The sequence below is a fragment of the Bifidobacterium sp. ESL0827 genome, from assembly GCF_052606685.1.
Genome location: NZ_CP199597.1, coordinates 100396 through 115721, shown reverse-complemented (window position 1 = coordinate 115721; position 15326 = coordinate 100396). Strand labels below are relative to the sequence as shown.

Below are 15326 nucleotides of genomic sequence, written 5' to 3'. Positions count from 1 at the left end.
AAGTATAGCATCTTTATCTATCAGATTGTTTTCTACTTGAAACCTCGTCCTTAGCCAGGATAAGCAAATCGTTGAACTTACAATTGCCCATTGCGCAGTAATTAGGAAATCACAGCAAGTCATCCAGCTTGTCGTCTCGAACAGCCTTATCGAAATCCAGCTGGCATCCATTGGCGTTTAGATAGCCGAGTATTCGTTGGAAAACTTTATCGTTGCCTCCGCTCTCAGTATTGACATGGCAGAGTGCCTCTTCTTGAGTACCGGGCACATATTGCAGAAGTTGATCATCTGTGGAAGCCACTACGGGAATAGGTCGATTGGCCCTTACTTGCATAATTTTCAACCACACGTCATCCGTGGTGGGGCATAGAGACATGATTAAGTTCTTGTTAAAGGTAGAGTCCGGCATCAAGTGTGGAGGGAAGAGCGTGCCGGCACCAGTGGTGGCAAAAAGTCGCATGGATGGCACACCCACCAGACGGGGATGATAATGCGGCGCCTCGTAAATCCAGTCCTCATATTTTTTACGACTGCCGTCGCTGTTAAAAGTGATGAGATGGGTGCGTGAAGCCACTATGGTTTGCGGATAGCGGCGGTGGGTCGCCAGAAGATCCCCAATCATGGTATTCCGGTAGATTAAATCATCATCAACTGTGACAACCAAGTCGTTCGGAAATTCGCGCAGAGCCCAATAATATTTCTTGTGCGGTTTTAAATCATCATCGACCCAACGCACCTGGACATCCATCCAAAGCAGGTCTTTCAAGCTGGAAGGCAGGTCACGCTCTCCACCTGGAAAATCAGATCGGCAGAGCCAAAGAATGATCAAATCTGGCAGGGTCTTTTGGGCAAGCAGCGACTTTATTGCCAGGTGGACAGTCTCGATGCGGGCAGGGTACGAGGTCATAGAGGCAATGATTCGTGGACGACCAGGCACCAGAGCCCGACCACATCGGGTACCCAGACGCCTCAGTCTGTTGCGCTTCTCCCTCAAAGACAGGCCCGTAGACATAAACTCCACCTCACCTTCGGCAACTATAAAGATAAACGCTCCTGGATTGCCAAGAACTTGAATTCCTTGCAGTCAGCATGCCACAAAGTCTAGTTTTACCAGGCTGGACTCGCATTCCCTACCGGTAGGCAACAACTCTCATCAGTTCTCCAACAGCTCGATAGCAGAGCCCTGGAGGAACGCCTTGGAAATCACACCGATTGTTTTATGCATAGACTGCTCATGACGGGAATAGGTAAACATCACCCAATAACCATGTGGGCCACAGTTTCAAGGGGAGTAAAATCGGTACGACTGGTTGAGGTGATTGGTTGTGGCTTCTGCTGACATTTCAGAATCGACTGTGGAATAGAGGTTGGAGCCATTTCTCGCCGGCGGATGCGCATGATTAAATATGGGGGTTTTCACACGAAAGAGGCTGCAGATGAACGACCAGCGAAGAGCTGCTCCTCCTGAACATGCAGCGAGACACAGAGTCCATAAGGATCGGATCGCTGGCCTGGATCTGGCAAAATCGCTGGCAATATTTCTTGTTATTTTTATACATTACATTTTTTACACCGGTTTTGTCGGCGACACCGCACTGAACAACCTTGCCTCAACTTTCTCAGTCGTCGGAGTGCCCTTGTTCTTTGCTGTCAATGGATATCTTCTGATGAACTCGCGATTTTCGGCGGACAAGCATCTTCATAAAATCCTCAGGATGGTATTCATCCTGCTGGCATGGAAGATCATCAGCTTGCCAATACTCAGTGCCCTAATGCACAAAAGCATAGATTGGAAATCGGTTCCCCAGTATCTTCTTGGCGGCTCTTACGACGTGGTTCCTCTGGGATACTTCTGGTTCATCAATGCGCTGCTGGCCATTTACATTGTTTTTCCCATACTGAAGACTGTCTACGATGACCCGGATGGGAAACGATATCTGGGCTACGTCACAATTGTGCTTGGCGCTCTTATATTCGCTGTAACGCTCGGAGACAATGCCAAAGACATACTGGCAAGCTACTGCGGGCATCAGGTTCCACAAGTGCTCGCCTCGCTCAGCCAATACAACATACTGGGAGGCTATGGTTACGCCCTGGTGTATTTCATTGCCGGAGGCTACGGGCACGACATGGCAGCCTGGCTGTCTCGTCACCTCTCAAGCACGAGAGCGAAGAACATCTGCCTTTCTCTCATGGCCCTACTGGCCTGGGGCTTGCTTTTCACTTTGCAACGGTTCCAGGCTCGGGCAAAGGGCATATCTTTCTATGTAGACTCTGGTTACCAGAACGTTTTAACCTTGATCTTGACTATTGCCCTATTCCAATTATTCATACAGGTCAGGAAAGTCCCGTCAGGCCTGAATACAATCGTCACGGCTATTGGGTCCAATACGCTTGGCATCTATTATCTGCATCTGATGCTGATATTGGTAACCCGTGATCTGGTCCTGCATTTCCATCTATTCTACAAGGCGCCCATGTTCATCAATCTTGTGCTGGTGGCCGCTATTGTTTTGATTGCTACCTTTATAAGCTGGGTCGGTGGCAAAATCCCCTTCTTCAGACATCTTTTTATTGGCTGAATACAGAGCCCCCAGGGCCAGGGGAGCCGTCAGCACTGCATGGAACACATACCTTGTGGGATCCATCCGTCCTGGGACGGAAAACGAGATGGGATATGCGAACAGGCTCAGCACTGAAACGAAATAGGGCGCCAGCCGCATGACCAATACCACCAAGCGCTCCCTTGCACGCCTTCTCCAAGCGGCATACAGAATGAAGAAGGGTACGACCGATGACCAGATAGCCACATAGAAGCAGACATTCAACACCGGGATGGTTGTCAGCGTCTGGTATGTTTCGTCGGACAGCCGTTGACGCCCATTGGGGTGCGGATCTTTTTGCAGCCGACCGTAAGTATCAGGATTCGTCATGGTCCATGTATACACGCGCATCACCATGGAATCTTGCCTATATGGGGGTTTCTGGGCCTTGGTGGATTGCGGCCCGACAAAACTCGTCCAGCCACCCTCTAAGCAGAAGAAGCCATTCAAATACGACAAGGGATGATGAAGTCCTAAGTTCACCCACAAACGCGCGAAACCGAGCAGGGACCCTTTAGGACCATTCGCCCCATAGCCGGTGACCGGATCGGATATATAAGGTATGTACTTTGCAGCCATTCCCTCCCAACCAAAAGGCATCACCTCATCTACTGCTTTTTTCTGGGAATCGGCGATTGCTGTTTGATGATCATGAGCCGCCCTGGACAGCACCTGTACAGGCATGACAATTGCTGCGACCTTCTCCCCCGGTACCACATGCAGCGCAGGAAAAAGACAGGTGGGTATCAGCATGTTGACAACCAGCCAAGTCGATGCTGCCAAGCAAGCGGCCAGAACCTTCATTTTCCTTCGGAAATGGCCGAGAACCAGCAGGAGCAGACTCACCACAATGATGTAAAGGCCCATCTTCTTTGTCAACGAGCTTAGAAGGGTCAGAACAATGAAAGCGCTGAGGAAACGGGGGTTCTTCAAGGGTTCCAGCCGGCCATCGACCAGCTTTACAAACAGGATGACCCAGGGCAGGAAAAACAAGGCATGAGTCGTATCCTTGCAAATCATCATGGCCATCATGGGAACCAGAGGGAAAAGGCAGAAGAAGGCTGTGCAAAGGGCAATGATTCTTTTCCCCATCGCCCTTGTGGACATATAGGCCAGCAGCCATGCGATGCAGAGTGCAAAAAGTATGACCTGAATTATGACATACAAGGAAAAACCGAAATTCGGACTGCCCGTCAGGAACCGGCCAAGATCGGAAAACCAACCGTAAAGCAAAGTATCAAAAAAGGGATGACGGTCAGATATGATGCCAGGGGCCTGGCTGAAAGCTGCAATCCCATAGTATTGGGCCAGTTGATCACCAGTATCCCAAAAAAGCGAACCCGGGTATAGAAGTATCAGGTACGGAAGCCAGCAGATGAGAATTCGTATGCCATCGCAGAGCACGCCTCTGGGCGATTCAATGTGATTGAAGTACAGTCGTCGTATCAGCCTGTTTTTTTGCTTTCCGGCTCGGTCGTCCGAAAAAGAACCGATCCTTTCGGGAAAGCAGAACCGGAACATCGTAGCGAATAAGACCCAGAAGAGTATTCCATAGAGCACAATATTCAGATACAGATGCGCCTGACCCCATTGAATGGCACCATAGGTTCCTGCATCTGAAGACAGAGAGAAAAGCACTCCCAGCAGCAGAGGAAAGAAGCACCCTTCCATTGCTCTGCCTTGCAGCAACATGTCTCGGTTCTTGCCATGTGCGATGGGCCTGATTCGATTCGAATCAGTCCTGCGAAGTCCGACCATGATTCCCTTTGCATACTTTTGGATACGTCAACGATCCCAGCTTATCCTTCCGCCTACCTTGTAACACCATCAGGAAGCAGCAGAATACGACCCTGATTCATTGTTGCGCTGATTGGTAAGCTTGTGCCTTGTGGAAGCAATAAGGAAGAACGAGGAAGCACACGTGGCCGTGCTTATTCCCTGTTACAACGAGGAGATGACTATAGGCAAGGTGATCGACGATTTCCGTCAGGCTTTGCCTACGGCCGACCTGTATGTCTTCGACAATAATTCCACGGATGCCACGGCTTCCATAGCAAGGCAACGAAACGCCATCGTCTGCCAGGAACCTCGACAGGGCAAAGGCAATGTCATCAGAGCCATGTTCGAGGAGGTTGATGCGGATGTCTATGTGCTGGTAGACGGGGACGACACCTACCCGGCCGAGGCGGCGCCAGAGCTTGTCTCCAAAATCCTCCAAGGCTATGACATGGCCTCCGGTGATCGACTCAGCTCCACCTATTTCCAAGAGAACAAACGGCCCTTGCATGGTCTTGGCAATCGACTGGTCAGATCTTCAATCAACTTGCTTTTCGGAGCCCATCTGACGGATGTCATGACCGGTTTCAGAGCCGTATCCTTTGCCTTTGCTAAAACCTGCCCCGTAACCTCCTCGGGCTTCGAGGTAGAAACCGAAATGACCATTCATAGCCTGGATAACAACCTGCGCATCTGCGAAATCCCCATCCAATACCGCGACCGCCCAAATGGATCGGTGAGCAAACTAGATACCCTCGGTGATGGGATTAAGGTCATGTCAACTATCTTTCGCATGATACGCGAGTACAGACCTTTGCCATTCTTCGGCCTTTCCGGACTATTGATATCCATGATTGGGCTGGGGTTGACTCTGAGCGTCATGATCGACTATTGGGAAACCGGCGTGGTTCTACGCTTCCCTACGCTTATCGGATCCGTAATGCTCGTCATTGCGGGTCTGTTGCTCATCGTGGCCGGCATCATCCTGGACATCATGGCAGCCGAGGAACGCAAACGCATCATCCTGGCCCGAAACCAGTTCGCGTATCTGAGCAGACAGCAAGCCGCTAGTACAAGGCCAGATAGGCCTTGTCGCCAGAGAATACCAGCTGCTGATCCAAATCGAGCTGGTTCCAGTCCCGACCAGCAAAATATCGGCGATAGTCCGACTGAGGCATCTCAATTTTGCTGAGGTTCGAATGACTCAGATAATTGATCATCTGATAATTTGAATAAGGGGTATTCATGATGCGCCGGTTCAGTTCGTACCTCTGATAACGCACATTGTCGTATTTGACATGCACACTTGCATCAGGAACTATGGCGATAGCTGTTATAGGTTGCCCGGTGGAGGTCTCATGCTCTTTGATCTTCTGAGCGACGCTCATGGCATAGGCCTGATCCTGGGTGTTACTGACATAGGCATCATAAGCTATATCCGCCATGCATAGGCTTGAAAAGAGGAGGAAGACACCAGAGACGGCGATAAGTGCTGCAACATGCTGGGCACCGTTGCAAGAGCCAGGGAAGGCCTCAGTCCCCTCCACCGTGACTCCGACCTTTCGCTCCGGTTCCGGCACGGGCTCGATCGAGGTCCTGACCATGAACGGCTGATGCCGGGATACAAGCAGGGAAACTGCAAAAACCGTGGTCATTGACGCAACCCAAGCCCAAAAAGCCATATTGCTGCGCGGGGTCAAGAGAATATTTTTCTCGATATAGTGAGGAGCAAAGACTGCCAGATAGGCAACCAGGGCGGCGCAAGCCAATTGCCCATAGGGCAGATTGTGCCTGGTGCGGAAGGACAGCACCAGCAGAGCAATCAGAAAGAGCATTATCAGGGTAACGCTGAATTTGGGCATGAGTCCATCGGCATTATTGAGCAGAGACAGCTGGTATTTCAATACCTGTTTGAGGTTGGAGACAATATTTGGCAAAGAAAGCCCGGCTCCACGCCCAGGATCAACTATGTACTTAATATGTATCAAATATTTTACGCAGATAACATTAAAAACAGAGCCGAATGCGGCCATGCCCAGCACCTTGGCCCAACGAAGCATCACTCGTGTAAAAGGCTCGTGTCCTTCCCTTAAAGAAGTCAGGCAACCTCCTAGCAAGGCGAGCGCTAAATACACCCCTACCAAGCTTTGGTAGCATCCCAGGGCAATCAGAAGACAAATCAACGATGCAGCCGACAGCCAAGCATTCCGTCTGCCAAGGATGAGGCTAACGGCCAAGCTGACGAATATGGAACCGACGGCTGCAGACACAGCGCTTTCGGGGAACAAGAGGAATTCAAGTACAAATACGTTGATCCATACCACCGACAAGGTCAGGCACAGACAGCACTGTCCTCCAAAGGAGGATATACCGCCCAGCCTGGCGAAAGAGGCCGTGAGAATAACCAAAGAAATGGAAAATCCGACAATGCAGATTGCTATGAACAGTCGTTGCCGCAAGACCAGGTTCAGGCCGAGCCTGTCAGCCATCAGCGTCAAACGCCACCATGTGTATCGGCCATTCTCCAAATACCAGGGGGCATTCTGGTCGTCGATCAGATGATAGGAATCCACCGAGTAATGACGGCGGGCAATCAGAGGAGCAAAGGCAACAGCGTTAAGGATGAAGGCCAATAGAGCAATGCCAGCGTGACGCTTCAGCGATTCGATGGGCATCAGTGCATGCCGAGAGAGGGCAGATTTCACGTTGAATACCTCTTTTGAATTATCTCGTCGAGACTTTCCCGGTTGAAAAGTGGTTTGACGTACATATCAGATGCGTTCTTCGACGATATAGCGGGGCCGATGCTTCACTTCCAAATAGATTCGGCCAACATACTCGCCCACCACTCCAATGCCTGACAGGATAAGCCCTCCAAGGATCCAGATTGAACACATCACAGACCCCCAGCCGGCCACCGCACGACCACAGAAGAAGGACACCAGCACATAAATAAGTATCACTATGCCTACCGCAACCGAAATGAGACCGATGCCGGTGATGGCTCTGAGCGGGGTGATTGAAAAAGACGTAATGCCTTCCACTGCGAATGACATCATCTTTTTTAAAGGATACTTGGACTCACCTGCTGCTCTTGAACCGCGCTTGTAGTACACCTTGCTGTGGGGGAAACCAAGAGAAGGAACGATGCCTCGCAAAAACAAATTGACTTCAGTGTAGTGTGACAGAGCCTTTAAGGTCGTACGGCTCATAAGTCGGTAATCAGCATGGTTCGGTATTGTGTCAGTTCCCAGCCATGACATCATCTTATAAAACAGATCCGCTGTTGATCGCTTAAAAACGGTGTCGGTATCCCTGTTGTCCCTGACACCGTAGACGATGTCGCTTCCTTTGGCATACTCCTTTACCATTGCATCAATGGCATCGGGATCATCCTGCAAGTCCGCATCCATTGAAATGGCCGCGTCGCATCCACGATTCAGAGCCTCCATAAGCCCTGCATACAGGGCGTTCTGGTGTCCTCTATTATGAGAAAACTTAAGGCCATGTACCCTCGTGGGGTACTGGGAATGACTCGACTGGATAATTGACCATGTGGAATCATCAGATCCGTCGTCCACGAGCAGAATGTAACTGTTCTCTGTGATGAACCCACGCTTTTCCAAGTCTGAGAGCTTAGCATACAGGGCAGGCAAAGTGATAGGCAGAACATCCTGCTCGTTGTAGCAAGGAATCACCAAGGCAAGTTGCGGAGCGTCCCTATCGAAACCCTGATCGTCGGCATTCCCGCCGTGGCCGGAGGCAGATTCGGCTGCCTCGCTTTTAGGCAGATCCGATTTCAACTGCCCAGCAGTGTTCATGGTTTCTATCTTTAAACCCATGCTCCACCAAGCTTTCAGAATACCCGCAAAAGATTGTTAGAAAGACAAACTTTAAATCAATTGAGGACCGCTCCGGTCGTCTCATCAAAGTGGCGCATGGAGCCTTCGACCTGCTGCCAGCCCTTTAGCATCCACCCCATAACCGGATCGTAGTAGACCCACTTGCCACCGTTGGATCCCAAGTACTTCCAGCCATAAGTAGTGGCGCCGCTCCAATCGTTAAAGTAGTACCAATTCCCATTGATGCGGGCCTCTCCATGGAGCATTTGGCCGTTGGACGGATCGTAGTAGACCCACTTGCCGCCGTTGGACGACACATGCTTCCACCCCCGAGCCATAGCGCCGGTCACGGGATCAAAGAAATACCATTTACCGGCCTTGCTGCTTTCGCCCTTGACCATTTTTCCATCGGCAGCGTAACGTACCCATTTGCCGCCGCTTGAAATGAGGTAGAGATCCCGGCTCCGGACCATATTGCCGTCATAGGCAAAGTAATACCAGGCCCCATCAATGAGCCTCTCGCCATGCGCCATTCCTAATGTTCGGGGATCGTAATACACCCTTCGCCCATCAGGCAGCGTCTTCCAGCCCTGGGCCAGCTGACCATCGTCACCTGCCCAGTACCAGAGTCCGGCGGAAGAATCATATACCTCCTTGGAACGGACTTTTGCTCCGTTCTCATACCAGTACTTTCCACCATCAGCGCTCACCAACTGACCTGATGCTGATGAGTTACCGTTGCCGTTTCCATTAACGCTGACCAGCTTGAATCTTTGATTCTGGCCTTGATTAGCCGCCCACAGTTCCAGCCTGGATCCCGGGGCATCATTTGAGGCAGTGATGTCCCAAACCTTGTTCCGGCTTCCGGCATATACCGAAGCAAAGTAGTACGAACCATCAATGCCCCGATACAGGGTCCACTGCTGATTGCGACCGCCATTTGCCGAAAACTGAATCAATGGGGTCCCGTTATCAGCCGAAGGTCCTGACGCATCCACCACTTTGCCATAGCTGGTCGCAATAGTGTAATTACCGCCACCGGCCGGTTTGATATAGAACTGCTGGTTGTCCTGCCCGTTGTAGGGCCAGATATCCAGAGGCACACCATTGTCAGGACTGGCTCCTGTTACGTCGACATAACGATTGTCGAAAAGACTGGCGATATAGTAACGCCCCTCAGGCACGTCCGTGACTTTGGCGGCAAATGAATTGGGGTCAGTTCCACTGAAATCAGGCTGATTGCGTATGTTGCTAAAGGCATTCAAATCCACGTGTCCGTTGATGCCGCTGACTGAACCGCTGCTGCTGTATTGCCAACCCTTATCAGCACTCCTGAAATGAAAACCAGTACGCGGACCATAGCTAGCCACCCAATGCGTCTTGGAATGAAGGTTATCAGAATTCAAGGCGGAATAGAGATAGTTGGTGTATGAGTACAGGGACAGGCTGTTGTATCCGGCAGATGTCAACTTGCCCCACCAGGTATTGACTATTTGATCATAGGTTCCAGGATTGGTGGGATGACTGTGACCTGCCCAAGTCCAATTTTCCAGGTCATAATAAACGGGATAGCTGAGATCGTAAGGGCTGACCCCGGCCTGCCTCAACAGATCGACCGCATTGTTGCCCTCGGCGGCGGCCGTATTGGAGTCATAGGCGTACGAGTAGATATAGACCCCGAAGGGTATTCCCAAACGCTTGCATTCACTGATGTTTCTCTTGGCCTGCTTATCGAGGCCATTGCCCCAACCGTAGCCTAGGCGAATGATGGCGCCGTCAACTCCGGCGTTCTTTACAGCATCCCAATTTATAGTATTCTGCCACACAGAAACATCGATGACCCCCTTGGCCTGTTGCGCGAAGAGAGTTCCATCAGCCTCAAAAAATGCCTGTGAACCTTGATAAAAGCCCCAGTGAGCACCGTATGTGTTATTTTGCAAAGAAGCAAAGGACGTACGCGACCGTACGGAGGAATCAGCTGTTGCCGGTCTTGCCTCTTCACCTTGGTTGCCCTTGGTCTGTTGATCGGAATCCGTCTTGGAATCTTTTATGGCTTTTCTGACTTTATCCACATGAACGGGGATGAATGATTCTCCATCGGTCTTAGCCAAAGGATCTGCCTGACGGGTTGACGTCCCGACGATTTTCGGATCGGTAACTTTCTTGCCTGAGTCCAATTGCTTAAGCTGCTGGTCTGGCGTCAAAGCCAAATCATTCGCAACTACGGTCGCATCCTTAGGTATAGCGTTGCTGATTTTCTCTGGCAGGGGTTGATTGGGGTTGTCCGGCATGGATGCACTCTGCGACTGGTCCTGATCACCTATTGTCGAGGGGCTCGCATGCTCTTCCTCGGTCACCTTTTCCTGCGTTGCTGACTGTGGTGTATTCCATTCAGCAGCCGTGGATCCAAGAGCACTAGGCTGAAATCCCATAGGGCCGGCCATGGCAACAGTGGCAGCAATAACCAGAATATTTTTAATCACAGACCAAAGCACAGCTACGGCTCCCCTTCAATCGTCATGCAACAATGTGCCCTACCAACCACACTGGTACCAGCTTAGGAGGTAAAGCCGAGTTCGTCCAATGATCGCAGAATTGGTTTCGAAACATACCAGACTAAGACTACCGAGCGATCACCTCAGCCTATGAAGAGGCGTATTTACAAGCCTTGTTTGAAGACGATAAGCGAGAAGTCCATTCATGCGTATACCAGGCAGAGTCTGGACGTTTTGAAGGAATTTAGCTGGATCTTCCCGCAGCTGCGGGGAGCACCATGACTCCCAACAGAAAAGCGATGCATGGTGAAATAATCCATGAACTCATAGCTGGCGCTGATAGACATGCTCCCTGATATACAGCGCAACCGTCACTACTGCCAGGACATCTAACTTATACAAAAGCTATTGAATTACTACCTTGATTTTTGAAGCCTGTGCATCGTCCAATTCCAAAGGCTCAGCAATCCCCTTCGATTCATCCTCATCCTTATTGGGAATACTTCGCCCAGCCGATATCTTCTGAACGCGGACTTGCGCCCCCTTTGATGCGTCCACAGGCGAAACTAATTTCAGCAAGGTCCCCGGGCGTACCCTGTGCCTGCTCAGATACCTGAGCAATGCTGGATCCTGATCGCTTACTCGCCAAACGCGTACGGTTTGCCCATCTTCCACCTGAGACAAAGATTTCGTTAGAGGGACAACGGGCATGCTGCCGGATTCAGTCGGTATGGCATCCCCATGCGGATCCTGGGCTGGATGGCCCAGATAGCGATCAATCCTGTCAACCAACTTTTCAGAGACGGCATGCTCAAGGGCATCAGCCTCCTCGTGCACTTCATCCCAGGTATAGCCCAGGACCTCCACCAGAAACGTCTCCAGAAGACGGTGGCGACGGACCATGGTAACGGCCGAGCGCCTACCTGCCGAAGTGAGACCAACCCGTCCATAAGGCTTATGTTCCACCAAGCCGGCATTGACCATACGCGAGAGCGCGCCCGAGATGGTCGATTGCTTCATGCCGGTCCGTTCAGCGATATCCGTCGGGTGGACTGGGCCATCGTCCCACTCCTCCAGATCCCAAATGACTTTGAGGTAGTCCTGGACATTGGTGGAAAGCTGAATGACGTCCATGTGCACAGTCTATAGCACAATTCCTCAGCCCCTTCCCCGATTTTTTCAGTCAAACATCAGCAGAATCCGGCATGTAGGCAATGTCACAGACATGTCATTGTCGAGGTCTCGCAATTTTCATGTGGCACCATTAGACTTCGAAGGGTCGAAGTTTTCTCCCAGACCTTTGAGCAACCAAAATCAAGGAAGGTGTCATGCCGAACAGTCAGACCAGACCCTCCTCAGGGTCCGCCAGTCCAGCCGGATCCGAAGTCAGGACTCCGCCGTCCAGTCGGCAGCGCCAATCCCATCCCATCATCGAGACGGCCAATGGGCGATCCCTGGAGGAGATCAACGCCACAGTCTCCGTGCCCAACTCGACATCCTCCTTCTGGAAGAACCTGGCTGCCTTCTCAGGCCCAGGCGCCCTGGTTGCAGTCGGTTACATGGATCCTGGCAACTGGATCACCTCCATCGGCGGCGGCGCCCAGTATGGCTACCTGCTCATGAGCGTCATCCTCATCTCCAGCCTGATCGCCATGATGCTGCAATACATGTCTGCCAAGCTGGGGATCGTGACTGGTCTGGACCTGGCACAGGCCACACGCCAGCACACCAGCCGCCGGCTCAGCTTCGCCCTCTGGATCTGCACGGAGCTGGCTGTGATGGCCACCGACATCGCCGAGGTGATCGGCGGAGCGATCGCCCTGAAGCTGCTCTTCGGCATTCCACTGATCCTGGGCGTGACGCTGACCGTGCTGGACGTGCTCATCCTCCTGCTGCTGACCAAGATCGGCTTCCGCCGCATCGAGGCCATCGTGGCCACCCTAATTCTGGTCATCATGGCGGTATTCCTCTACGAGGTCTTCCTTGCCAGGCCCGACATGCCCGCGGTCTTCCGCGGCTTCATCCCTGACAAGGCCATCCTGGGCAACGGCCAGCTGACCATGGCTCTGGGCATCGTGGGCGCCACGGTCATGCCTCATAACCTCTATCTGCACTCATCCATCGTCCAGACCCGCGACTTCGACCGAAGCGACGACCATCAGGTTGCCAACGCTGTCCGCTTCGCCACCTGGGATTCCAACATCCAGCTGTCCGCCGCCTTCGTGGTCAACTGCCTGCTGCTGATGCTGGGTGCGGCCATGTTCTTCGGACACGGCGAAGGGCTGGATACCTTCACCGCCCTCTACAACGCCCTTGGCGACAAGACCATCGCCGGTCCGGTCGCCTCCGGTCTGCTCTCCACCCTCTTCGCCGTAGCCCTGCTGGCCTCGGGCCAGAACTCGACCATTACCGGCACTCTGACTGGACAGATCGTCATGGAGGGTTTCATCCGCATGAGGATCCCCCTCTGGCTGCGCAGGCTGGTCACCCGTGTGATCTCCATCATCCCCGTACTGATCTGCACCATCGCTTTCGGCGGCAAGGAGTCCGCCCTGGATAGCCTGTTGGTCTACTCCCAGGTCTTCCTGTGCGTGGCCCTGCCCATATCCATGATCCCCCTGGTCTGGTACACCTCCTCCAAGAAGATCATGGGCAAGTATGCCAACCCTCGATGGATGGCCTTCCTGGCCTGGATTGTCGTGGCTGTCCTGACCGGGCTTAACCTCCAGCTGGTCATCCAGGATGTGGGCGAACTGATACAGATGCTCTGAGCACCAGTGCTCTGATGAGAGCCGTCGCCGTTTGCCGATTGAATGAGGCATCGTCGGCGGCTCTCTTGAAATTCCGCCCGCAACAGACACATCACTCTTCGTCGTCATGAGCATCTTGCTCGATTAGTGAGATATCTGACTCTCGCTCAGCGCGCATATCCACCAACCCCATCCCCTGTCAGATACGGTGGAGAATAGCAGGATTTTGTCAAGAGTCCTGCCATCAGCGATCGAGTGGTCAACCAGGAGCTGGGTCGCAGACCCGGCTCGCATGGGACCGTCAATCGCGAAAAACATAGAGGTCAGAGGAATCGAGCAGACATGAACGACAAACTTACTACCAACGAAGGGCAGCCCTGGGCAGACAACAACCATAGCCAGACGGCGGGCACCCGGGGGCCCATCCTCATGCAGGACTACCAGCTCCTCGAAAAGCTGGCCCACTTCAACCGCGAGCGCATACCAGAGCGCGTAGTCCACGCCAAGGGAGCCGGAGCCAAGGGAACCTTCACCTTGACCAAGGACATGAGCGCCTACACCAAGGCCGACGTATTCAACGGAGCAGGCAAGACCACGCCCATCCTGCTGCGCTTCTCCCAGGTGGCCGGCGAATCCGGCTATCCCGACACCCTGCGCGACGTCCGCGGCTTCGCCCTGCGCTTCTACACGCAGGAGGGCAACTACGACGTGGTGGGCAACAACACCCCCGTATTCTTCGTCAACGACCCCCTGAAGTTCCCCGACTTCATCCACTCGCAGAAGCGCGACCCGGCCACCCACCTGCGCAGCCAGGAGATGCAGTGGGACTTCTGGTCCCACTCCCCCGAGTCTGTGCACCAGGTCACCTACTTGATGGGCGACAGGGGCAACCCTGCAAGCTACCGGAACATGAACGGCTACGGAAGCCACACCTTCAAGTGGGTCAATGCCAAGGGCGAGCAGTTCTGGGTCAAGTACCACTTCCTGAGCGAGCAGGGCGTAAAGAACATGACTGATGAGACCGCCGCCAAGGTCGCCTCCGAGGACACGGACTTCCTCCTGCACGATCTCTATGATGCCATCGACCGGGGCGACTACCCCAAGTGGAAGGTCTGCGTGCAGATCCTGCCCTACCAGGAGGGTCTGGACTACAAAGACGATATCTTCGACGTGACCAAGGTGGTCTCCAAGAAGGACTATCCGCGCATTGAGATAGGCGAGTTCGTGCTGGACACCAACCCGACCAACTATTTCGATGATGTTGAGGAAGCGGCCTTCTCTCCCGCCAACTTCGTCCCCGGCATCGAGCCATCGCCCGACAAGCTGCTGCAGGGCCGCCTGTTCGGCTACAAGGACGCTGAGCGTTACCGTCTGGGAGCCAACTACGAACAGCTGCCCATCAACCGGCCGGTCAATGAGGTTCACAACTACGAGCGGGACGGGTTCATGTCCCAAGGGCAGGACGGATCGGTCAACTATGAGCCCAACAGCAAGGGCGGCCCCGTGGAAGACAACGATGCCCGTATGCACGGCGATGCCGTCCAAGGGCAAACCGAGTACTCCCGCCCCTATGACAAGGACTACTATTCCGCAGCCGGCCGTCTCTATAGGCTGATGAGCCCGGAAGAGAAGGACCGTCTGATCCAGACCATCAAGAACAACCTGGGATCCGTTGATGACCAGGAGATCCAGGTTCTCGAGACCAGGCAGTTCTACCAGGCCGACCCCGACTACGGCCAGCGCGTGGCTGAGGCCCTTGGCCTTTCCATGGATCAGATCAAGTAACACAGAAAATAGAAACAGGGCGAGGATTGTCGGCGACACGTCTGGACTGGCCCGCAATCCTTGCCCTGTGTTATT

At 52.9% G+C, this 15326-nt stretch carries 8 protein-coding genes and 2 pseudogenes; 4 read left to right on the top strand and 6 right to left on the bottom strand.

Annotation, left to right across the window (positions count from 1 at the left end):
- Positions 1 to 109: 109 nt before the first annotated feature.
- Positions 110 to 907, bottom strand: coding sequence for a glycosyltransferase family A protein (locus ACUIAI_RS00420; RefSeq protein WP_445342255.1), 798 nt, complete (start codon positions 905 to 907; stop codon positions 110 to 112).
- 529 nt (positions 908 to 1436) lie between these two features.
- On the opposite strand from ACUIAI_RS00420, the gene ACUIAI_RS00415 reads away from it, so the two are divergent.
- Positions 1437 to 2582, top strand: a complete 1146-nt coding sequence (locus ACUIAI_RS00415; RefSeq protein WP_445342254.1) for an acyltransferase — start codon at positions 1437 to 1439, stop codon at positions 2580 to 2582.
- Between the two features lie 153 nt (positions 2583 to 2735).
- On the opposite strand, the pseudogene ACUIAI_RS00410 reads toward ACUIAI_RS00415, so the two are convergent.
- Positions 2736 to 4124, bottom strand: a pseudogene (locus tag ACUIAI_RS00410) (DUF6020 family protein); the annotation flags it as partial.
- A 376-nt stretch (positions 4125 to 4500) separates the two neighbouring features.
- Between ACUIAI_RS00410 and ACUIAI_RS00405 the strand changes: the two are divergent.
- Positions 4501 to 5571: a glycosyltransferase family 2 protein gene (locus tag ACUIAI_RS00405; RefSeq protein WP_445342776.1), complete on the top strand. Its 1071-nt coding sequence runs from the start codon at positions 4501 to 4503 to the stop codon at positions 5569 to 5571.
- Between the two features lie 493 nt (positions 5572 to 6064).
- Here ACUIAI_RS00405 and ACUIAI_RS00400 read toward each other — a convergent pair.
- The 4 genes and pseudogenes from ACUIAI_RS00400 to ACUIAI_RS00385 all read right to left on the bottom strand — a co-directional run.
- Positions 6065 to 7054 (bottom strand): annotated as a pseudogene (locus tag ACUIAI_RS00400) (glucosyltransferase domain-containing protein); the annotation flags it as partial.
- 96 nt (positions 7055 to 7150) lie between these two features.
- Positions 7151 to 8221 carry a glycosyltransferase family 2 protein gene (locus tag ACUIAI_RS00395; RefSeq protein ID WP_445342253.1) on the bottom strand — a complete coding sequence of 357 codons (1071 nt, stop codon included), beginning with the start codon at positions 8219 to 8221 and terminating at the stop codon, positions 7151 to 7153.
- A gap of 56 nt (positions 8222 to 8277) precedes the next feature.
- The gene (locus ACUIAI_RS00390; protein ID WP_445342252.1) at positions 8278 to 10704 is read right to left on the bottom strand and encodes an RICIN domain-containing protein; all 2427 of its coding nucleotides are present in this window, start codon (positions 10702 to 10704) and stop codon (positions 8278 to 8280) included.
- A gap of 417 nt (positions 10705 to 11121) precedes the next feature.
- Positions 11122 to 11850, bottom strand: coding sequence for a metal-dependent transcriptional regulator (locus ACUIAI_RS00385; protein ID WP_445342251.1), 729 nt, complete (start codon positions 11848 to 11850; stop codon positions 11122 to 11124).
- 194 nt (positions 11851 to 12044) lie between these two features.
- Here ACUIAI_RS00385 and ACUIAI_RS00380 point away from each other — a divergent pair, with 194 nt between their 5' ends.
- Entirely contained in the window at positions 12045 to 13487 is a 1443-nt protein-coding gene (locus tag ACUIAI_RS00380; protein ID WP_445342250.1) for an Nramp family divalent metal transporter, read from the top strand.
- A gap of 321 nt (positions 13488 to 13808) precedes the next feature.
- Positions 13809 to 15251, top strand: coding sequence for a catalase (locus ACUIAI_RS00375; RefSeq protein ID WP_110412379.1), 1443 nt, complete (start codon positions 13809 to 13811; stop codon positions 15249 to 15251).
- Positions 15252 to 15326: the final 75 nt, after the last annotated feature.